The following is a 19,431-nucleotide window of genomic DNA, read 5'->3' as shown; positions in this document are numbered from 1 at the left end:
TCTGCTCGCCATCAAAAGGTGCGCTGCAGGAGGTAGTGGCGGCCGGGGTTCTTGCCGTTGTGATCCAGGGACGGTTCGTCGCCGGAGGACACCAGCGTCCAGGCGGGGGCGAAACGTCGCTGGATCTCGGGTAAGTCGATCCCACGCACTCCCGGCGAATGACCGGGGATCATCGCCATGATGAGTAGGCGGGAGCCCGTCGTCGCCACTGCCGTGACCTCACGCACGTAGGCGTCGCGGTCGTCGTCGTTCATGCCGTGTAGGCAGCCGTTGTCGACGATCAACGCGAAGTCCCGGCCCACGCGCGCCGAGCTCAACCGGGTGACGTCGGCGCGGACGAAGTGCACGTCGACACCGGCGGCCCTGGCTTTGACACGGGCCTTGGCGAGAGCCTGTGGCACGTAGTCCACTCCGGTCGCCTGCCATCCGTGCCGGGCCAGATAGATGGAGTTGTCACCGGTGCCGCAGCCGATGTCGAGCGCGGTGCCGGGAGAAATTGCGTTGTCTTCGAGCAGCTCTCGGAGTTTTGCTGCGATGGGGTGCCCGTCCCAAGGGACGAACCCGAGCCGGTAGAACGTCCGGTATTGCAGATGTTTGAGCCGGTGACTGAGCGCCATGACTTTGGCTACGAGGCGGCGGCGGCCAGACGACGCCATTGTTCCCGCGGGAACGACCTGGGGTCGGCTTGGAGCACCTGGACGCAGACATGATCGGCGCCGGCCGACCGGTGCTCGGCGACCCTGCGCAGGATCGCCTCCTCGTCGCCCCACACGATGAGCGCATCGAAGAGCCGATCGCTGATCTGCGACAGGTCGTCTTCGGAGAACCCGCTGCGACGCATGTTGTTGGCATAGTTCGGCATCGCCAAATAGCCGCGCAGCCAATCGGTTCCGATACTGCGCGCCGTGTCGGCGTCGTCGGTGAGGATCGCGGTCTGCTCGGGCAACAGCAACGGTCCCTCGCCCAGCGTCGCACGCGCAGAAGCGGTGTGTTCGGGAGTGACGAGGTAGGGGTGGGCGCCGCGGGCACGGGTCGCCGACAGCTGCAGCATCTTGGGGCCCAGCGCGGCCAGCACCCGGCTCTCGACGGGCACCGGGTGCGCTGCCGCGTCCAATTCGTCCAGGAACGAGGTCGTCGCCGCGAGCGGTTTGCGGTACCGGCCGGGATTGCCGGCGTCGATCAACGGGGCATGACTGACTCCGATGCCGAGCAGAAAACGATCCCCGTGCTCGGCGACAAGCCGGGCATGGGCTGCGGCGACATCGTCGGGGGAGTTCATCCACAGATTGAGAATTCCAGTGGCGATCACCGTGCGTTCGGTCGCAGCGAGTAGGCGTTCCACCGCCTCGAGCACCGATCCGCTGACATCCGGAATCCACAGCGCCGCGAAACCGAGTTCGTCCAATTCCGCTGCAGCGTCGGCAGCTTCGGCGGCATCACCGTAGCGCAGTTGACTGCTCCACACTCCTACACCGGACAGTTCCACTCGGCTCATCCTTTCTTCCGCGACCCTGGCTCCATGGTGCCAAACGGATAATCCCGGCTCGTGGCATGGGGCCTCCCGCGCAGGTCTAGAGTCCGTCCTATGCGCTTCGGTCTTTTCATCCCGCAGGGCTGGCGGATGGATCTCGTCGGCATCGAACCCGAACGGCACTGGGCGGTGATGCGCGACCTGGCCACCTATGCAGACGGCGGGGCCTGGGATTCGTTGTGGGTGTACGACCACTTCCACACGGTGCCGCTGCCCACGGACGAAGCCACCCACGAAGCATGGACGCTGATGGCCGCCTACGCCGCCGTCACCTCGCGAATCAAGCTCGGCCAGATGTGCACCGCGATGAGCTACCGCAACCCGGTCTATCTGGCCAAGGTGGCGGCCACCACCGACGTCATCTCGGGCGGGCGTGTCCAGATGGGCATCGGCGCGGGTTGGTACGAACACGAATGGCGCGCTTACGGTTACGGTTTCCCCTCGGCGGGAGCGCGGCTGGCCAGGCTGGACGAGGGCGTGCAGATCATGCGCGACGCCTGGCGTGACGGCAAGGTCAGTTTCGACGGCAGGCACTATCAGGTAGACGGCGCGATCGTCGCACCGAAGCCGCTGCAGGACAATGGTATTCCGTTGTGGATCGCGGGCGGCGGGGAAAAGAAGACACTGCGGATCGCCGCGCAGTACGCGCAATACACCAACTTCACTCCGGAACTCGAAGCGTTCGCGCACAAGTCCGAGGTACTTGCCGAGCACTGCCGCAACCTGGGCACCGACTTCGACGCGATCGTCCGGTCGGCCAACTTCACCACCGTCGTCGGGACCTCGGAGGCCGACGTCGCCGACCGCACCAAACGGGTGCGGGACCGATTGGCCGGCTATGTGCCTGAGGCGCTGGCGGATTCGATGGTCGGCGGCATCCCGGATTCGGCGTCCGGCACACCCGAGCAGGTCATCGAGCGGTTGACCAAGGTGCGCGACCTCGGGTGTGAATACGCGATCTGCTATTTCCCCGAGGCGGCTTACGACCGGTCCGGCATCGAGTTGTTCGAGCGCGAAGTGATTCCAGCGCTGAGTTAGTCACCGGTGCGCGTGAAGGTCTGGGTGAAGTCGGTGTTCACCGCGCACGCGCCGGTCTGCTCCTGGTGCCCGTTTCCGCTCAGCGACGGGATGGGATCCTGCGCCGGCGCGGGCAATGGAAACCGCGCGGTCACACTGAAATGCAGGGTGCCGCCGGCGGGACAGACGTAGTCAGCCTCTTCGCTCTGGGTCCAGCTGCCGCCGACGAACACCAGCGGTATGTCACTCGCGGGTCCGTGCAAATAGCTCATGCACCGTTCGCCGGTGCGCACGCATCTGGTGGTGACGGTCTGCTCTTCGGCCTGGCCGGGCGTCCCGTCGGGGTACCTCCGTTCGACGCGGTAGCGGCCCCGCAGCGCTTCGGCGGGCGAGGCCACCCGCGGCGGCAAAGTAGCGGGATCGGCCACTGCGCCGACGTCGACATCGCCGGTGCGGGTGAAGGTCACGGTCCGCTTGTACCGGCAGGTGTTGGCCGACGTCGCAGTGAACTCGCCGGACAGCGTGCCGTCGAGACCTGACTGCAGCACGAGAACCTGCCAGTATTCGGATGAGGTTCCACGACATTGTTCGGAGCCGAAAGAAACGGCGATCCAACGGCTTTGGACTTCGTCGAACACCAGATTCGCCGCGAAGACGACGTCGCCGCTGAGTTTGGTCGCCGTCGCGACACAGGCCGCGCCCCGGCATACCGAACGCAATCCGTAACTGGCCGTGCTCGGCGCCGGACCCTTGCCGTTGCCGTCGAGATCGGTGGCAACGGCGAAGTCGGCACGATAGGTCCCGTTCAACGGGCCGGGGGTGGGCGGGAGCGTGGTCGTCGTGGTCGGCATCGGGCTGACGGCGGGGGGTGTGACGGCAGGTGCGGGACTGTCCCGAAAGAGTCGGACCCCGACGAAGACGCCGGCGGCGATCAACAACGCCACGCCCGTCAGCGCCCCGATCAGGACCCGCGGGCGGCGCCGGGCCGGCGCGGCAACAGGAAGGGTTGGCGCGGCAACGGGAAGGGCCGGCGCGGTGGCGGTGAAGGCGGCCACCGCAGCGGCAGGTAGCTCGCCGCGCGCATACCGGCTCAGCTGAGCCGCGAAGTCGCCGCAACTGGCGTACCGGCTCCCCGGCTCTTTGGCCATGGCTTTCATGAACACCAGATCCAGCCCCGCCAAGTCAGGCCGCCGCACGCTGATCACCGGTGGCGGAGCGAACACATGCTGGGTGACCACCACAGTGGGATTGACATCCGGATAGGGCGGCTCACCGGTCAACGCGTGAAAGGCGGTGCAGGCCAACGCATACTGGTCGGCACGCCCGTCGACCGGATCGCCCCTGAGTTGCTCGGGAGCGGCGTAACTCACTGTGCCCACGGCCATGTCGGTCTCGGTCAGGCGGGCCGAATCGTCCATGCGGCGCGCGATCCCGAAATCGGACAGGTAGACGCGGCGGGCCTGTCCGCCGCCGGGCTCGGCGAGCAGGATGTTGGCCGGCTTGACGTCGCGGTGCAGCAAGCCGCGGTGATGGGCGTAGTCCAGCGCCGAAGCGACCGCGGCGACGATCGGCGTCACTTCGGCGACTGCCAAACCCCCGCAATGGCTTTCGTCCAGCATCCGGGCGAGGTCGGTGCCCGCCACGTAATCCATCGAAATCCAGAACTGGCCGTCGTGCTCGCCGCGGTCCTGGATCCCGACGATGTGCGGATGGGACAAACCGGCCGCCAGCTCGGCCTCGCGAATGAAGCGCGCCCGGTACTCGACGTCGTGGGTGAGCTCCAACGGCAGGACCTTCAGCGCGTCCTCGCGCGGCAACCGCGGGTGCGTCGCCAGATACACCGTGCCCATCCCGCCGGCACCCAGCACCCGCAGGATCGTGTATCCGGCGAACACCTGGCCAGCTTGCAGCACCATTTTGCTAATCGCCTGTGCGCGTCAATGTTTCGTCGAAGTCTATGCTGACCGCACAAGCCCGCGTCTGTACCCAGTGACCGTGGCCGGTGAGCGAAGGCAACGGATCCTCCACCGGTTGCGGCATCGGAAACGTCGCGTTGGCGTTCAAGGTCGCGGGGTTGCCGTCGGGACACTTGCCGGTGCTCGAGTCGGCCCAGGTCCAGTTGCCTCCGGCGAAAACCAATGGCACATCACCGGATTTGGAATGGAAATAGCTCATGCAGCGGTCACCGGTTCGCAGGCAGTTCGTGTCGATACCGGAGTTTCCCATCAGTTGCGGACTACCGCCGGCAAAGGTACGGGTGAGTTGGTAGTGACCGTGAAACGCCTCGGCCGCGGACGCCGACCGCGGTGGCAGCGTGGCCGGATCGGGCAGTCCGGCGTCGGCATCACCCGTGCGGGTGAAGGTGACGGCCCGCCGTTCCTGACAGTTGTTACGCGAGGTCCGGGTTTGCTCGCCGGTCAGTGTGCCGTCCGGACGCGCCTGCAGCCGGAAGACCTCCCAGATCTCTCCGGCTTTGTCACGGCATTGGGTCGTCGAGAGCGCCACCGCCACCCAGCTGCCCCGCACTTGGTCGAAGACCAACGTCGACGCGAAACTGCGCTCCCCGGTCAAGCGGGACGCCGTCGCCACGCATCCGGCCCCGCCGCACGTCGAGCGCACCCCATAGGTACCTGTCGACGGTTGCTCGTCGGGAACCTGGTTGCCGTCCAGATCGCCGACCGGGCCGAAATCGACGCGGTAGGTACCGGTGAACGGACCCACCGGCGCGGTGGTCGGGGCCGGCGGTGCGGGACTGCTCGCGCTTGGAGCGTTCGGGGCGGAGCGCGGTCGGGGCTGGTTCAGTTTGACGCCGACGAACACGCCGCCGACGATCAGCAACGCGACCGCCGTGAGGGCGGCGATCAGCACGGCCGGGCGTTGCCACCAGTGTTGCCGGGGCTGGGCCGGCAATGGCGGTAGAGCGATCGAAGGCTGGGTCTGCCTGGCGTGCAATGCAATTGGGGTGTCGTGGTGGTACGGGGTCAAGTGCGCGCTCAGTTGCGCGGCGAACTCGCTGCAACTGCTGAACCGGCCGGCGGGGTTCTTCGCCATGGCCCTGGCGAACACCGGGTCCAGTGCGCTGAGTTCCGGCCGGCGCGCACCGACCGAGGGAGGCGGGGCGCTGACGTGTTGGGTGATCACCACGGTCGGATTGCTGTGCGTGTAGGGCGGGGCGCCGGTCAGTAAGTGAAAGGCGCTGCACGCCAACGCGTATTGATCGGCACGGCCGTCGACGGCTTCGCCTTTGAGTTGTTCGGGTGCCGCGTAGGCGACGGTGCCCACGGCGAAGTTGGCGGCGGTCAGCCCGGAGGAATCGTCCATGCGGCGGGCGATGCCGAAGTCGGCCAAATAGATTCGGCGGGCCTGGCCGTCGTCGGGCTCGGTGAGCAGGATGTTGGCGGGCTTGACGTCCCGGTGCAGCAGACCGCGGTGATGGGCATAGTCCAGCGCCGACGCGACAGCGCTGACCACGGAGACTGCTTCGTCGACGGGCATGCCGCTCTGATAACGCTCGCCGAGCAGATGGTGGACGTCGGTGCCGGCCACGTAGTCCATCGAGATCCACAGTCGGCCGTCGTTCTCGCCGCGGTCGTAGATGCGCACGATGTTCGGATGCGACAGACCCGCGGCCAAGTCAGCCTCGCGGGCGAAGCGCGACCGGTATTCCGGGTCGTCAGTGACCTCGGCCGGCAGCACTTTGAGCGCGTCCTCGCGCGGCAGCCGCGGATGCGTCACCAGGTACACCTTGCCCATCCCGCCGGCGCCGAGCACCCGCAAGACCGTGTAGCCGGCAAAGACCTGGCCAACTTCGAGGGACATGGGCAAATCGTAAATCGTGGCCGCCAGCTACCGAGCCCAACAACGAGAACCAGATTTCCACAAAAGCGGAACGCTGTTGTACGTTTGGTGAGTCAATATTCTCGCGTCCGATGGAGGACCTGCGATGCCGAAAGCATTGGCCCCAGAAATCTCGACCTGGCCCGACGAGAATCCCCAATTGATCGGCAGTCGCTGCGGTGACTGCGACGCCACCACATTCCCCATCCAGCAACGTTGTCCGCGTTGCAGTTTGGGCAACATGAGTGAGGTGTTGCTACCCCGGCGGGGCAGCCTGGTCGCGTGGACCACGCAGGGTTTCCCGCCCGGCGCGCCGTACGCCGGGCCGACCGGCAAGGAGTTCGTTCCGTTCGGGGTGGGCCTGGTACAGCTCGGCGACGTGATCCGCGTCGAGGGCCGGCTGACCGAGAACGACCCTGCCAAGCTGCAGTTCGGCCAGGAGGTGGAGCTGACCTTCGTCCCGCTGACCACCAACGAGGACGGCGAGGAGATCCTCACCTTCGCGTTCGAACCGGTCGCGACGGGAGCGTGAGATGAGCAACGACGTCGCCATCATCGGAGTGGGCCTGCACCCGTTCGGCAGGTTCGACAAGACCGCGATGCAGATGGGTGCCGAGGCCATCCAGTCCGCGTTGACCGACGCCGGGCTGGAGTGGAAGGACATCCAGTTCGGCTTCGGCGGCAGCCACGAGGTGTCCAACCCGGACGCGGTGACCCGGCTGGTCGGGTTGACCGGCATCACCTTCACCAACGTGTTCAACGCCTGCGCCACCGCCGCCAGCGCCATTCAGCAGACGGCCGACACGATCCGGTTGGGCAAGTACGACATCGGCATTGCCATCGGCCTGGACAAGCATCCGCGTGGCGCGTTCACCGACGACCCCGCCAAGCTGGCGCTACCGCAGTGGTACGCCCAGAACGGCCAGTTCGTCACCACCAAGTTCTTCGGGATGAAGGCCAACAAGTACCTGCACGACCACAACATCTCCCAGGCCACGCTGGCCAAGGTCGCCGCGAAGAACTTCCGCAACGGTGCGTTGAACCCCAACGCATTCCGGCGCAAGCCGATCTCCGAAGAGGAGATCCTCAACTCGGCGGTGCTTAACTACCCCCTGACGCAGTACATGTTCTGTGCGCCCGACGAAGGCGCCGCCGCGGTCGTCATGTGCCGGGCCGACATCGCGCACAAGTACACCGACAAACCCGTCTATGTGCGGGCCTGTGAGATCCGGACCCGTCGCTACGGCGCCTACGAGGTGCACGCCACGTTCGCGCCGCTGGACGAGGATGTCTCGCCGACGGTGTACGCGTCCAAGGCTGCCTACGAGGCGGCCGGGATCGGGCCCGAGGACGTCGACGTGGCTCAGTTGCAGGACACCGATGCCGGCAACGAGGTCATTCACATGGCCGAGACGGGCCTGTGTGCCGACGGTGAGCAGGAGAAGTTGCTGGCCGACGGCGCCACCGAGATTCACGGGTCGATGCCGGTCAACACCGACGGTGGTCTGATCGCCAACGGCGAGCCGATCGGCGCGTCGGGCCTGCGGCAGATGCACGAGCTGGTGCGCCAGTTGCGCGGCGAGGCCGGCGAGCGCCAGGTGCCGGGCAACCCGCGGGTGGGCCTGGCGCAGGTGTACGGCGCGCCGGGCACCGCGTCGGCGACGATCCTGTCGCTCTAGCTTGCCGAGCAGACACAGAATCGCGTAATGCGGCGCTTTTCGTGCGATTCTGCGTCTGCTCGCGCGGGAAGGCGCGCTAAATGGCGGGGCCGAGCAGGTCGTCGGCATCGCGGATGATGTAGCCGTAGCCCTGCTCGGCCAGGAAGCGCTGCCGGTGCGCGGCGTATTCGGCGTCCAGGCTGTCGCGGGCCACCACCGAATAGAAGATGGCGCCACCGCCGTCGGACTTGGGCCGCAGCAGCCGGCCCAACCGCTGCGCCTCCTCCTGGCGGGACCCGAAGGTTCCCGAAACCTGCACCGCCACAGAGGCTTCCGGTAGGTCGATGGAGAAGTTCGCGACCTTGGACACCACCAGTGTGGAGATCTCGCCGGTGCGGAACTTGTCGAACAGTTCCTCGCGCTCCCGCGTCTTCGTCGAGCCCTGGATCACCGGGGCGTCCAACTCGGCGCCGAGCTCGTCGAGCTGGTCGAGGTAGGCTCCGATCACCAGTGTCTGCTCACCGGGGTGGTTCTTCAGAATCGACTTGACCACAGCGATTTTGGTGTGCACGGTCGAGCACAGCTTGTATCGTTCCTCGGGCTCTGCGGTGGCATACATCATCCGCTCGTTGTCGGTCATCGTGACCCGGACTTCCACACACTCGGCCGGTGCGATCCAGCCCTGAGCCTCGATGTCCTTCCACGGCGCGTCGTAGCGTTTCGGCCCGATCAGCGAGAACACGTCGCCCTCGCGACCGTCCTCGCGAATCAAGGTGGCGGTCAACCCGAGTCGCCGCCGCGACTGCAAGTCTGCGGTCATCCGGAACACCGGCGCCGGCAGCAGATGAACCTCGTCGTAGATGATCAGTCCCCAGTCGCGGCTGTCGAAAAGCTCGAGGTGCCGGTACTCGCCCTTGGTGCGACGGGTGACCATCTGATACGTCGAGATGGTGACCGGCCTGATCTCCTTACGCTCGCCGGAGTATTCGCCGATCTCGTCCTCGGTCAACGAGGTACGCGCCACCAACTCGCGCTTCCACTGCCGGGCCGCGACGATGTTGGTGACCAGGATCAGCGTCGTCGCTTGCGCCTTGGCCATCGCGGCCGCGCCGACCAGCGTCTTGCCCGCGCCGCACGGCAGCACCACCACACCGGACCCGCCGGCCCAGAACGAGTCGGTGGCCAGCTGCTGATAGTCGCGCAACTCCCAGCCCTCGGGTTCCAGGCTGATCGGGTGCGCTTCGCCGTCCACGTAGCCGGCGAGATCCTCTGCGGGCCAACCGATCTTGAGCAGCATCTGCTTGACCCGGCCACGCTCGCTGGGATGCACGACCACGGTGTCGTCATCGATGCGCGCGCCCAGCATCGGGGCGATCTTCTTGTGGCGCAGCACCTCCTCGAGCACCGCGCGGTCGAAGCTGACCAGCGTCAGGCCATGCGCGGGATGCTTGACCAGCTGCAACCGGCCGTAGCGGGCCATGGTGTCGACGATGTCGACCAGCAGCGGCTGCGGCACCGCGTAGCGGGAAAAGCTGACCAGCGCGTCGACGACCTGTTCGGCGTCGTGGCCGGCCGCGCGCGCGTTCCACAGCGCCAGCGGCGTGATCCGGTAGGTGTGCACGTGTTCGGGTGCGCGTTCCAGCTCGGCGAACGGTGCGATGGCGGCGCGTGCCGCCCCGGCCAGCTCGTGGTCGACCTCGAGCAGCACCGTCTTGTCGGACTGCACGATCAGGGGTCCGTCGGACATTCAGCGCCACTCCTCTTCATCGCTGCGCTCTGCATCGTCGTCGGCACGCATAGCACCATTATCATTCGTCGGCCGACATCACTGAGGTGATGCGGTGGATGGCGAAGTCCCGCATCCGCCCCGAGGCCGCGTCGAAGGCCACCAGCTGGCCGCCCTTGATCAGGACCGGAGTCACCACCCGCTGCGTCGCCACCCCGGCCGCGTCGAGGTAACCGATCAACACCGTCTCCCGGTCACGCGCGGCGCGCTGCAGCAACGACATCGCGACCGCGGGGTCCACGCGCAGGTTGCCGAACGGTGCGGCGGTCACCGTGCGCAACACCGCGACCACCGCCTGCAGCGTGTCGCTGCTGGGTCGGGGCGGTGGCCGATAGGGCCGGCGATGCTGCAATGCGGGTACCCGCGCGCCTCGGGAACGGACGTCGACGATCGCACCGGTGGAGTCCTCGGCCGCCGGAGCAAAACCTGCCGAGCGCAAGGCGACGAGTACGTCGGCGATCGGCGCCGGCGACACCGCCACCGTGGGTGCCAACGCGCGCAGCTGTAGCTCCTCCAACGCGGGTACCGCGATGGCCTGAGCCAACAGCGCGGGGTCCTCGCAGCGCACGAACGACGCTGCCATGCCAATGCGCAGCTGCCCGTGCCGGCGGGCGACGTCGTCGATGAGGTAGGTGAGTCCTTGCGGCACCGCGGTTTTCGAGTGGCCGGCGAAGAAGGCGTGCATCCAGTCCGCGGTCTTGCCGATGTCGAGTGCGTGCCGGATGGACTGCTCGCTGACCCGGTAAACCATTGCCGCGCCGGCGGATTCGACGGTGGCGACGGTGGCCAGCTCGTCGGCGAGGTCACGCTCCAGGGGGCCGGGCACCACCACCGTGAGGTCGGCCTGCACCAGGAAGTGGTCGATCGGTCGGGGCAGCGCGCGGGACATCGCATCAAGCACAGCCCCGACGTCGTCGCCCCGTTCCAGCAGCGTCCGCCCGGGGGTGCTGATCGCGCCGCGACCCACCAAACCCAGCGCCTGGCCCTCGGACAGCAGATCGGCAACCGGCTCCGGTTGCAGCCGTCGGGCCCAGCGCGGGCGGTGCCAGATCAGCGCGGCCGACGCCGACGTCGCGTCCACCCCGCCGCCCGCCGGCAACCCGGCGAGCATGCTCAACAGCAGTCGCCGGTCCAGTGGCGCGGCCGTGGAGAACAGCGAATCCGACAGCGCCCCATACGGTTTGCCGTCGGGGCCGCGACCACCGATCAGCGCGGGCCGGCCGGGCAGGTCCAGCCAGGTGTCGGCGAGCAGGAACCAGCGATCGGCGGTGCCCAGGGTGCGGTACCGGTCGACCGCCGTCGTCGGCGCCCAGTAGGGACCCTCGCCATAGTCGGGCTCGGGATCGGGCACACCGCTACCGATCAGCCCCGCCGCTGACGCAAGCTCGAGGATCAGGCCCAGGCGTGAGTCCTCGATGCCGGTCGCCTTGGCCAGTCTCCTGAGCTCCCGGACGCCGAGACCGCCGCTACGCAGCTCGGAAACCGGTGCCGCGCTGAGGGTTTCCAGCAGCACGTCGACCTCGCGCAGCAGGTCGATGACTGCCCCGGCGGCCGCCGCGTCCACGTCCGCGGGTTTGGCGGTCAAGACCACCGGGTCCGGAGCGGTCAGTTGCATCGGGCCGGGGTTTTCACCGCGCAGCACCTGCCCGACATGACGGGGCAGGATCACCGTCTCGGCGTCGAGGCGGCGCAGCAGACCGGTCGCCAGCAGCTGCGGCACCGGCCGCTCCGGCGGCGCGCCCGGCGCCGCATCGCGGGTGCGGCCAATCGGGGACCCTTCGAGCAGTTTGTCCAGAACGTCACGCTGCTGCTCGTCGATCCGGTCGATCAGGGCGGCGATGTGTTCCCCGGAGTGGGTGCGGTCCTCGAGGGTGACCTGACCGGGATACCACGGCAGCGCGGCGCCGGCGTCGGCAGCCACTCGCACCGCCGTATCGCCCCAAGCCAGGGCGCGCTGCCGCAGATCGTCCAGGGCCGCCAGCACGTCGGGTTGCGGCGCATGCTCACCGAGCAGCGTGGTGAGTTTGGCGACGGGCACCGGTTCGGTGTCGGCCTGCAGCACCAGCAGCGCGTCGAGGACAGCCAGGCGCAGGAAATCCAGGTCGTCGGTGGCAGCCTTGACCGACTGACGTGCCTGGGCACGCGCGGCCAGCGCCGCAATGCTGCCCGGCGGGGGCTGGGCAAGGTCCGGTCGCAGCTCCAACAGCAGGATCAGCCGCTCGTCGGGCAAGTCGGCCAGCCAGGACCCCAGCGGGATATCCGGGGTGTGTTCGGTCATCGAAAAACAAGCCTAGGCCCGAGGCGCGGCCTACCGTCGCGTGCGGTTGTCGGACCTGTCAGAATGGGACGCGTGGCTGACTCACGTAAGGCAAAGTATGTGGACAACGGCTGGCCCACTACGGACCCGGACGACCACGCGGTGAGCGAACTCGTCACCGACCGCACGGGCGCGCTCTCCCCCTTCGGGGAAGTGGTGTTTCCAGTGCCCGCCGACGAGTTGCCCTATCTGCATCCGGTGACGGTTGCCACCTGGTAGGTCCGGCATGACCGGGGCTGAGGCCGTCGACGGCGCCTCCGACCTACCCACGCTGTCGCACCTGGATGAGCGGGGCGCCGCCCACATGGTCGACGTCACCGACAAACACACCACCCGGCGCATCGCTGTGGCCGCCGGCGCCCTGCGCACCACTGCTGAAGTGGTGGCGCTCATTTCCAGCGGCGGACTGCCCAAAGGTGATGCGCTGGCGACGGCCCGGGTGGCCGGCATCCTGGCCGCCAAGCGCACCAGTGACCTGATCCCGTTGTGCCACCAGTTGGCGCTTACCGGAGTCGACGTCGACTTCACCGTCGGCGATGAGGAGATCGACATCACTGCAATGGTGCGCAGCACCGACCGAACGGGGGTGGAGATGGAGGCTTTGACAGCGGTCAGCGTCGCGGCCCTGACCTTGTACGACATGATCAAAGCGGTCGACCCGGCGGCTCGCATCGACGGTGTCCGGGTACTCAGCAAAGAAGGCGGCCGCAGCGGAAGTTGGGTGAGACCATGAGTCGGTCGGCGCGGGTCATCGTAGCCTCTACCCGGGCCGCGTCCGGTTCCTACACCGACGAATGCGGACCGATCATTGTTGAATGGCTTGGCCAGCAAGGCTTTTCGACGGAGGAGCCACGCGTGGTCGCCGACGGCAATCCCGTCGGGGAAGCGCTGAACGACGCACTCGACGACGACGTCGACGTGATCCTGACGTCCGGCGGCACCGGGATCTCACCCACCGACACCACGCCGGAGCAGACGGTGGCGGTGCTGGACTTCGTCGTCCCCGGACTGGCCGACGCGATCCGGCAGGCCGGCCTGCCCAAGGTGCCGACGTCGGTGCTCTCGCGCGGGGTGTGCGGGGTGGCCGGGCGCACGTTGATCGTCAATCTGCCGGGCTCGCCCGGTGGCGTCCGGGACGGCCTCGGGGTGCTTGCCGGAGTCCTCGACCACGCGCTCTCGCAACTCGCCGGCGAAGATCACCGACGATGAGCCTGGTCCTGCGCGCCGCAGTGACCGACCAGCCGATCTCCCTCGCCGAGCACGAAGCGCTGGTGAACCATCAGTCCGCCGGGGCCGTCGTCGGGTTCGTCGGCGCGATCCGCGACCACGACGGCGGACGACCGGTTACCCGCCTCGAGTACTCCGCGCACCCGTCGGCACCCGAAGTGTTTGCTGACGTGGTGGCCGAGGTGGCCGGACGGGCCATCGGAGTCCGGGCCGTCGCGGCCAGCCACCGCGTGGGCGTGCTGCACATCGGGGAGGCCGCGCTGGTGGCCGCCGTGGCGGCCGACCATCGACAGCAGGCGTTTGCTACCTGCGCGGCTCTGGTAGACGCCATCAAGGAGCGGCTACCGGTGTGGAAGCACCAGTTCTTCGGCGACGGGTCCGAAGAGTGGGTGGGTTCGGCCTAGGCCGTCAGCTGACGGGACCCGCCACCAAGGCGTCGAGCGCGTCGTTGCCGGCGATGTCCTGGTCCACGATGGCCTGCCACAGCTGCTGCGTGTAGCCGACGGTGGACACCTCGTGGATGTCGGCGGGGATGCCGGCATCGGCCGGGGGCGGCACGTCGCCGGGTTGGAAACCGGTCTCCACGACGGCCGGAGCCGGCGCGGGCGGCAGGTCGCCGGGCGCGGGCGGCAGGTCGCCGGGGGCCGGAGCCTCTTCGACCGGTGCGGGCGGCAGGTCGGCCGGTGCGGGAGGCAGGTCGGCGGGTGCGGGAGGCAGGTCGGCCGGGGGCGGGACGAGGTCCGCGGGGGCCGGCGGCAGCTCGACGGGAGCGGGAGCGATGTCATTGCCGACCAGCTGCACCTCGGGCGCCTCCACGGGCGCCGGCAGTTCCGCGGGCGGGGGCAGCTCGCCGTTCAGTCCGGGCGCGTCCAGCGGCTGGTCTGAGGGCAAGCCGGCCGGCTGGGGCAGAACGTTGCGGGGCGACGGCCCGGACAAACCGGTGCCGCACACCGGCCAGGCGCCGCGACCTTGGGTGGCCAGCACCCGCTCGGCGACGGCGATCTGCTGGTCCTTGCTGGCCAGCTGGGCGGACGGAGCGAACTCGCCGCCACCGTGCGAGGACCAGGTGCCGGCGGCGAACTGAACGCCGCCGTAGAACCCGTTGCCGGTGTTGATGGCCCAGTTGCCGCCGGACTCGCAGCGGGCTACTGCATCCCATTCGGCATCGGTGGCCGCAGCCGCCTGGCCGGCCATCGCGATGGCACCGCCACCGAGGACCGTGCCGGTGAAGGCGATCTTTGCGACGCTGACGCTCGAAGTAGTGGGCTTACGATGCCGTCCACTCATACGCTCAGAAATTCCTCTCGTGTACACGCCTGCGAGGTCAGCTGTCGGGTTCGGGTGGGAGAGGTCACCCGGCCGCGGTCGATCTACGTTGATACGACGTCGGCTTCACCCCAAGGGCCCGTAAACGGTCCCGGTCCGAGCTCGGCGGACCTGGTGGGTCCCCCGCCTCCATCCGCGGGTCGGAACCCCTCGCCTAATGGATGGAGCTAGGCGCGTGCTAGGCGAGGGCGGGCCCGTCTCTCGGGTTGGGTGACGAACCTGTCGAGGACGGTAGCGGTTAAACGCGTTCTCGTCACGTTCAACGAAAGTCGGCGTTTTGGTCACATCGGCGTCGCAAAACACCAGGAAGCCCCGACGTTTGCGCAGCTCATAGCACCCGAAATCAGAGCGTGGCCGGGTTGTTATCGATCCGTTACGTGATCTATTTCACAGTTTCAACCGCCGGCGAACGGCGGAAGGACATCAACCGTGTCGCCGGCGGATAACGCCGTGGCCTCATCTCGGACAGCAATTCCGTCGCGCAGATAGGAGCAGCGGCTCAGTACCGTCGCAAGTCGCGTGTCCCGCCGGGCGAGGGTTTCCACCAGTTGGGCGACCGTCACATCGGAGGGCAGCGTGAGCGTCTCCGACTCGGTTCCCGCGGCCGCCCGCGCGGCGGCGAAGTAGCGGACGGTGACCTCGATCTGAGACCGCTCAGCCACCGATCGCACTCATCGGACGGTCGGGCTGGACAAATCCGGGCTCGTTGATGCCGTGGCCGGCGGGCTTGGCCCACATCGCCGCGCGCCACGCCGCCTCGATGGCGTCGTCGTCGGCGCCGCCGCGCAACAGACGCCGCAGATCGGTCTCCTGGGACGAGAACAGGCAGCTTCGAACCTGGCCGTCAGCGGTCAGCCGGGTGCGGTCGCACGTCGCACAGAAGGCGTGCGACACCGAGGCGATCACACCGACTTTCCCCGCAGGCGTATCCGGTCCGGCGTCGACCAACCAGAGTTCGGCCGGAGCCGAACCGCGCGGCGCCGGATCGGGCCGCAGGCCAAAGTGTGGCCGCAGCGCCGCCAGCACGTCGTCAGCGCGCAGCGTCGCGTGCCGTCGCCATCGATGGTCCGCGTCCAGCGGCATCTGTTCGATGACGCGCAACTGGTAGCCGTGCTGCAGGCAGTACCGCAACAGCTCGACGACGTCGCGGCGACCGGTTTCGGGGTCCAGCACGGCGTTGACCTTGACGGGCGACAGACCGGCTTGTTGCGCGGCGGCCAGGCCGGCGAGCACGTCGTGCAGCCGATCGCGACGGGTGATGGCGGCGAAGTGCGCGGGGTCGACGCTGTCCAGCGACACGTTGACCCGATCCAGGCCCGCGGCGGCCAGTGCCCCCGCCCGCCGGGCCAGGCCGAGGCCGTTGGTGGTCAGGGAAATCTCCGGACGCGGCGAAAGTTCGGCTGCCGCGGCGACCACCTGCTCGAGGTGGCGGGCCAGCAACGGCTCGCCTCCGGTGAACCGCACGGCGGTGACGCCGAGCCGGGTCACCGCGATGCGCAGCAGCCGGGCCAGTTCGTCGGGTTGCAGCAGCTGTTCTCCGGCCAGCCAGTTCAGCCCGTCTTCGGGCATGCAGTAGGTGCAGCGCAGATTGCAGCGGTCGGTGAGTGAGACCCGCAGATCCGTGGCGACGCGTCCGTAGGTGTCGAGCAACGGGCCGGCCAGCGTGGGCCGGTGTTTGCTGGGCCGGGGAACCGCCGGCAATCCCAGCGCGGTCAGCGTCATGCCGAGGCTCGCGAGGGCCAGTCGGCGGGGACGATCTCCTTGCCGAGCGGAACCAGCGACACCGGGATCAACTTCAGGTTTGCCAGTGCCAGCGGGATCCCGACGATGGTGACGGCCATCGCGATCGCGCTCGTCAGATGCCCGATCGCCAGCCAGAGCCCGCACAGCAGCACCCAGATGACGTTGCCGATCACCGCGCCCGTCCCGGCACCCGGCTTCTCCACGATGGTCCGGCCGAACGGCCACAACGCATACGACGCGATCCGTAGGGCGGCGAAGCCGAACGGGATGGTGACGATCAGCAGAAAGCAGACGAGCGCGGCCAACAGGTATCCGAGGGCCAGCCAGAGGCCACCGAATACCAGCCAGATGACGTTCAGAACCAGGCGCATATCTCCTCCAGCGGTACCGCCAGCCTACCGAGTGTCGGGTAAACCGGAATGCTGGGCGGACAATCAGCCGAGTAGGATCTGTGATCGTCATCGCGTCCTGAACATAAAAGGACGCGTCTTTGTGTTGTAACGCCAGATCCGTCAGACAGCAGGTGAGAGCAGTGCCGACCGGCAAAGTGAAGTGGTACGACTCCGAGAAGGGGTTCGGCTTCCTGTCGCAGGAGGACGGTGAGGACGTCTACGTCCGCTCCTCGGCGTTGCCCGCGGGAGTCGAGGGCCTCAAAGCCGGCCAGAAGGTCGAGTTCGGCATTGCCTCGGGACGGCGCGGACCACAGGCGTTGAGCCTCAAGCTGCTCGACTCGCCGCCGAGTCTGTCCCGGACCCGCCGGGAGGCCGCGCGCCGCGAGGCGCCCGCCGAGCACAAGCACAGCCCCGACGAGTTGCACGGCATGGTCGAGGACATGATCACGCTGCTGGAGAGCACCGTGCAGCCCGAGTTGCGCAAAGGTCGCTACCCGGACCGCAAGACGGCCCGGCAGATCTCCGAGGTGGTCAAGGCCGTCGCGCGGGAGTTCGAGGCGTAGCCCGGGCTCGGCGTTACCCGTGCAGGTTAGCGGGTACTCAGACCTCGTTGGGACGGCGTCAACGAGGAGGCGGCGATGGCACAGCAGGCGCAGGTCACCGAGCAGCAGGCCCGAGCAGTCGCCGAAGAATCCCGCGAAAGCGACTGGGATAAACCGTCTTTCGCCAAGGAGCTGTTTCTCGGCCGCTTCCCGCTGGAGCTGATCAACCCCTTCCCGCGCCCGTCGGAGAGCGACGAGCGGCGAACCTCGGATTTCCTGGCCAAGCTGCGCGAGTTCCTGGGCACCGTTGATGGCAGCGTCATCGAGCGCGACGCGCAGATCCCCGACGAATACGTCACGGGTTTAGCCGAATTGGGTTGCTTCGGCATGAAGATCCCGGGGGAGTACGGCGGTTTGGGCATGTCCCAGGTGGCCTACAACCGTGCGCTGATGCTGGTGTCGAGCGTGCATCCCAGCCTCGGCGCGTTGCTGTCCGCCCATCAGTCGATCGGGGTGCCCGAACCCCTCAAACTGGCCGGTACCGAGGAGCAGAAGCGGAAGTTCCTGCCGCGCTGCGCAGCTGGAGCCATCTCGGCGTTCCTGCTCACCGAACCCGATGTCGGTTCCGACCCGGCGCGGTTGGGTGCGACGGCGACCCCGACCGGCGACGGGCAGGCCTACGAACTCGAAGGCGTCAAGTTGTGGACCACCAACGGCGTGATCGCCGAACTGCTGGTGGTGATGGCCCGCGTTCCCAAGAGCGACGGGCACCGAGGCGGCATCAGCGCGTTCGTCGTCGAGGCCGACTCACCGGGGATCACCGTGGAGCGGCGCAATCAGTTCCTGGGTCTGCGCGGCATCGAGAACGGCGTGACCAGGATGCACCGCGTGCGGGTCCCCGCGGAGAACTTGATCGGTCGCGAGGGCGACGGTCTGCGGATCGCGCTGACCACACTCAATGTGGGACGGTTGGCGCTCCCGGCGATGGTGACCGGATCGTCGAAGTGGTCGTTGAAGATCGCCCGCGAATGGTCGGCGCAGCGGGTGCAGTGGGGCAAGCCGATCGGAAAACACGAAGCGGTGGCAAGTCGGATCTCCTTCATGGCGGCCACCGTCTACGCGTTGGACGCAGTGGTCGAGTTGTCGGGTCAGATGGCCGACGAAGACCGCAACGACATCCGGATCGAGGCCGCGTTGGCCAAACTGTGGTGCAGCGAGATGGCCTGTGTCATCGCCGACGACCTGATGCAGATCCGCGGCGGGCGAGGCTATGAGACAGCGGCGTCGCTGGCTGCACGCGGGGAGCGCGCCGCACCGGTCGAGCAGTCGCTGCGCGACCTGCGGATCAACCGCATCTTCGAAGGATCCAGCGAGATCATGCGGCTGCTCATTGCGCGCGAAGCTGTCGACGCACATCTGAGCGCTGCCGGGGATCTGGCCAAGGCCGACGCCGACTTGCGGCAGAAGGCCGCCGCCGCGGTCGGGGCGAGCGGCTTCTACGCAAAGTGGTTGCCCAAGTTGGTGTTCGGTGAAGGCCAGCGTCCGACGGCGTACAACGAGTTCGGTGCGCTGGCCCCGCACCTGCGCTTCGTGGAACGCTCCAGCCGCAAGCTGGCCCGCAATACCTTCTACGGGATGGCGCGCTGGCAGGCCAAACTGGAGCAGAAGCAGGGCTTCCTGGGCCGCATCGTCGACATCGGCGCGGAGCTGTTCGCGATGGCTGCCGCCTGTGTGCGGGCCGAGGCGCAGCGCAGCACCGATCCCGTACTCGGCACGCAGGCCTACGAGCTCGCCGAAATGTTCTGTCAGCAGGCGTCTTTGCGTGTCGAGGCGTTGTTCAGCGCGCTGTGGACCAACACCGACAGCAGCGACGTGCGCTTGACCGACGACGTGTTGGATGGCCGATACACCTGGCTGGAGGACGGCATCATCGACCAATCCGAGGGCACCGGACCATGGATCGCTGCATGGGAGCCGGGCCCGTCCACCGAACAGAACCTGGCCCGGAAAGTCGTCTCGGCGTCCGACCCGGCCGAGGCGAAGATCTAGGGGGAT

19 protein-coding genes and 1 riboswitch are annotated in these 19,431 nt (G+C 67.8%); of the genes, 9 read left to right on the top strand and 10 right to left on the bottom strand.

Annotation, left to right across the window (positions count from 1 at the left end; translation table 11 throughout):
- Positions 1 to 11: 11 nt before the first annotated feature.
- Positions 12 to 617: a class I SAM-dependent methyltransferase gene (locus AC5Y47_RS17960; protein WP_499945555.1), complete on the bottom strand. Its 606-nt coding sequence runs from the start codon at positions 615 to 617 to the stop codon at positions 12 to 14.
- Between the two features lie 8 nt (positions 618 to 625).
- Positions 626 to 1,486 carry an LLM class F420-dependent oxidoreductase gene (locus tag AC5Y47_RS17955; RefSeq protein ID WP_499945571.1) on the bottom strand — a complete coding sequence of 287 codons (861 nt, stop codon included), beginning with the start codon at positions 1,484 to 1,486 and terminating at the stop codon, positions 626 to 628.
- Between the two features lie 99 nt (positions 1,487 to 1,585).
- Here AC5Y47_RS17955 and AC5Y47_RS17950 point away from each other — a divergent pair, with 99 nt between their 5' ends.
- Entirely contained in the window at positions 1,586 to 2,569 is a 984-nt protein-coding gene (locus AC5Y47_RS17950) for an LLM class F420-dependent oxidoreductase (protein ID WP_499945553.1), read from the top strand.
- On the opposite strand, the gene AC5Y47_RS17945 is transcribed toward AC5Y47_RS17950, so the two are convergent.
- A complete protein-coding gene (locus AC5Y47_RS17945) occupies positions 2,566 to 4,464 on the bottom strand; it encodes a serine/threonine-protein kinase (RefSeq protein ID WP_499945552.1) in 1,899 nt (632 codons plus the stop codon). The two genes, AC5Y47_RS17950 and AC5Y47_RS17945, sit on opposite strands and share 4 nt — an antisense overlap.
- A gap of 4 nt (positions 4,465 to 4,468) precedes the next feature.
- A complete protein-coding gene (locus AC5Y47_RS17940) occupies positions 4,469 to 6,367 on the bottom strand; it encodes a serine/threonine-protein kinase (protein ID WP_499945550.1) in 1,899 nt (632 codons plus the stop codon).
- A gap of 124 nt (positions 6,368 to 6,491) precedes the next feature.
- On the opposite strand from AC5Y47_RS17940, the gene AC5Y47_RS17935 reads away from it, so the two are divergent.
- Entirely contained in the window at positions 6,492 to 6,917 is a 426-nt protein-coding gene (locus AC5Y47_RS17935; protein ID WP_499945548.1) for a Zn-ribbon domain-containing OB-fold protein, read from the top strand.
- Between the two features lies 1 nt (position 6,918).
- Positions 6,919 to 8,064: a thiolase family protein gene (locus tag AC5Y47_RS17930; RefSeq protein WP_499945546.1), complete on the top strand. Its 1,146-nt coding sequence runs from the start codon at positions 6,919 to 6,921 to the stop codon at positions 8,062 to 8,064.
- Positions 8,065 to 8,140: 76 nt separating this feature from the next.
- On the opposite strand, the gene AC5Y47_RS17925 is transcribed toward AC5Y47_RS17930, so the two are convergent.
- The gene (locus AC5Y47_RS17925; RefSeq protein ID WP_499945544.1) at positions 8,141 to 9,790 is read right to left on the bottom strand and encodes a DNA repair helicase XPB; all 1,650 of its coding nucleotides are present in this window, start codon (positions 9,788 to 9,790) and stop codon (positions 8,141 to 8,143) included.
- Positions 9,791 to 9,851: 61 nt separating this feature from the next.
- Positions 9,852 to 12,107: a helicase-associated domain-containing protein gene (locus AC5Y47_RS17920; protein ID WP_499945542.1), complete on the bottom strand. Its 2,256-nt coding sequence runs from the start codon at positions 12,105 to 12,107 to the stop codon at positions 9,852 to 9,854.
- Between the two features lie 63 nt (positions 12,108 to 12,170).
- Between AC5Y47_RS17920 and AC5Y47_RS17915 the strand changes: the two genes are divergently transcribed.
- From AC5Y47_RS17915 to AC5Y47_RS17900, 4 genes are read left to right on the top strand one after another with little or no spacing between them, the layout of a single operon-like run.
- Complete coding sequence (locus tag AC5Y47_RS17915) at positions 12,171 to 12,365, top strand: hypothetical protein (protein ID WP_499945540.1); 195 nt, start codon at positions 12,171 to 12,173, stop codon at positions 12,363 to 12,365.
- Between the two features lie 7 nt (positions 12,366 to 12,372).
- The gene (gene moaC, locus AC5Y47_RS17910) at positions 12,373 to 12,879 is read left to right on the top strand and encodes a cyclic pyranopterin monophosphate synthase MoaC (RefSeq protein ID WP_499945539.1); all 507 of its coding nucleotides are present in this window, start codon (positions 12,373 to 12,375) and stop codon (positions 12,877 to 12,879) included.
- Complete coding sequence (locus AC5Y47_RS17905; protein WP_499945537.1) at positions 12,876 to 13,355, top strand: MogA/MoaB family molybdenum cofactor biosynthesis protein; 480 nt, start codon at positions 12,876 to 12,878, stop codon at positions 13,353 to 13,355. The genes moaC and AC5Y47_RS17905 overlap by 4 nt, the downstream gene beginning before the upstream one ends.
- Positions 13,352 to 13,777, top strand: a complete 426-nt coding sequence (locus AC5Y47_RS17900) for a molybdenum cofactor biosynthesis protein MoaE (protein ID WP_499945536.1) — start codon at positions 13,352 to 13,354, stop codon at positions 13,775 to 13,777. Before AC5Y47_RS17905 ends, AC5Y47_RS17900 begins: the two co-directional genes overlap by 4 nt.
- Before the next feature lie 4 nt (positions 13,778 to 13,781).
- Here the strand turns inward: AC5Y47_RS17900 and AC5Y47_RS17895 are convergent, their stop codons facing one another.
- The 4 genes from AC5Y47_RS17895 to AC5Y47_RS17880 form a co-directional block, all read right to left on the bottom strand.
- The gene (locus AC5Y47_RS17895) at positions 13,782 to 14,660 is read right to left on the bottom strand and encodes a transglycosylase family protein (RefSeq protein ID WP_499945535.1); all 879 of its coding nucleotides are present in this window, start codon (positions 14,658 to 14,660) and stop codon (positions 13,782 to 13,784) included.
- 9 nt (positions 14,661 to 14,669) lie between these two features.
- Positions 14,670 to 14,847: riboswitch (cyclic di-AMP (ydaO/yuaA leader) on the bottom strand.
- A gap of 247 nt (positions 14,848 to 15,094) precedes the next feature.
- On the bottom strand, positions 15,095 to 15,361 hold the full coding sequence (locus AC5Y47_RS17890) for a MoaD/ThiS family protein (protein ID WP_499945533.1): 267 nt from the start codon (positions 15,359 to 15,361) through the stop codon (positions 15,095 to 15,097).
- Positions 15,354 to 16,421, bottom strand: a complete 1,068-nt coding sequence (gene moaA, locus AC5Y47_RS17885; protein ID WP_499945531.1) for a GTP 3',8-cyclase MoaA — start codon at positions 16,419 to 16,421, stop codon at positions 15,354 to 15,356. The genes AC5Y47_RS17890 and moaA overlap by 8 nt, the downstream gene beginning before the upstream one ends.
- Entirely contained in the window at positions 16,418 to 16,813 is a 396-nt protein-coding gene (locus AC5Y47_RS17880; RefSeq protein ID WP_499945530.1) for a YccF domain-containing protein, read from the bottom strand. The genes moaA and AC5Y47_RS17880 overlap by 4 nt, the downstream gene beginning before the upstream one ends.
- 161 nt (positions 16,814 to 16,974) lie before the next feature.
- Between AC5Y47_RS17880 and AC5Y47_RS17875 the strand changes: the two genes are divergently transcribed.
- Entirely contained in the window at positions 16,975 to 17,397 is a 423-nt protein-coding gene (locus tag AC5Y47_RS17875) for a cold-shock protein (RefSeq protein WP_499945528.1), read from the top strand.
- Between the two features lie 75 nt (positions 17,398 to 17,472).
- Positions 17,473 to 19,425 carry an acyl-CoA dehydrogenase family protein gene (locus tag AC5Y47_RS17870; RefSeq protein ID WP_499945526.1) on the top strand — a complete coding sequence of 651 codons (1,953 nt, stop codon included), beginning with the start codon at positions 17,473 to 17,475 and terminating at the stop codon, positions 19,423 to 19,425.
- Positions 19,426 to 19,431 lie beyond the last annotated feature (6 nt).

The organism is Mycobacterium sp. NGS22, assembly GCF_059813095.1.
The sequence above is the reverse complement of the archived record's forward strand: the minus strand, read 5'-3'. Positions and strand labels throughout refer to the sequence as shown.

What these genes read in the sequence shown, in the direction of transcription:
- AC5Y47_RS17945 (WP_499945552.1), bottom strand. Translation starts at nt 4,464, where the DNA reads ATGGTGCTGCAAGCTGGCCAGGTGTTCGCCGGATACACGATCCTGCGG.
- AC5Y47_RS17930 (WP_499945546.1), top strand. Translation starts at nt 6,919, where the DNA reads ATGAGCAACGACGTCGCCATCATCGGAGTGGGCCTGCACCCGTTCGGC.
- AC5Y47_RS17895 (WP_499945535.1), bottom strand. Translation starts at nt 14,660, where the DNA reads ATGAGTGGACGGCATCGTAAGCCCACTACTTCGAGCGTCAGCGTCGCA.
- AC5Y47_RS17960 (WP_499945555.1), bottom strand. Translation starts at nt 617, where the DNA reads ATGGCGCTCAGTCACCGGCTCAAACATCTGCAATACCGGACGTTCTAC.
- AC5Y47_RS17870 (WP_499945526.1), top strand. Translation starts at nt 17,473, where the DNA reads ATGGCACAGCAGGCGCAGGTCACCGAGCAGCAGGCCCGAGCAGTCGCC.
- AC5Y47_RS17925 (WP_499945544.1), bottom strand. Translation starts at nt 9,790, where the DNA reads ATGTCCGACGGACCCCTGATCGTGCAGTCCGACAAGACGGTGCTGCTC.
- AC5Y47_RS17900 (WP_499945536.1), top strand. Translation starts at nt 13,352, where the DNA reads ATGAGCCTGGTCCTGCGCGCCGCAGTGACCGACCAGCCGATCTCCCTC.
- AC5Y47_RS17880 (WP_499945530.1), bottom strand. Translation starts at nt 16,813, where the DNA reads ATGCGCCTGGTTCTGAACGTCATCTGGCTGGTATTCGGTGGCCTCTGG.
- AC5Y47_RS17905 (WP_499945537.1), top strand. Translation starts at nt 12,876, where the DNA reads ATGAGTCGGTCGGCGCGGGTCATCGTAGCCTCTACCCGGGCCGCGTCC.
- AC5Y47_RS17935 (WP_499945548.1), top strand. Translation starts at nt 6,492, where the DNA reads ATGCCGAAAGCATTGGCCCCAGAAATCTCGACCTGGCCCGACGAGAAT.
- AC5Y47_RS17920 (WP_499945542.1), bottom strand. Translation starts at nt 12,107, where the DNA reads ATGACCGAACACACCCCGGATATCCCGCTGGGGTCCTGGCTGGCCGAC.
- moaC (WP_499945539.1), top strand. Translation starts at nt 12,373, where the DNA reads ATGACCGGGGCTGAGGCCGTCGACGGCGCCTCCGACCTACCCACGCTG.
- AC5Y47_RS17940 (WP_499945550.1), bottom strand. Translation starts at nt 6,367, where the DNA reads ATGTCCCTCGAAGTTGGCCAGGTCTTTGCCGGCTACACGGTCTTGCGG.
- moaA (WP_499945531.1), bottom strand. Translation starts at nt 16,421, where the DNA reads ATGACGCTGACCGCGCTGGGATTGCCGGCGGTTCCCCGGCCCAGCAAA.
- AC5Y47_RS17915 (WP_499945540.1), top strand. Translation starts at nt 12,171, where the DNA reads ATGGGACGCGTGGCTGACTCACGTAAGGCAAAGTATGTGGACAACGGC.
- AC5Y47_RS17950 (WP_499945553.1), top strand. Translation starts at nt 1,586, where the DNA reads ATGCGCTTCGGTCTTTTCATCCCGCAGGGCTGGCGGATGGATCTCGTC.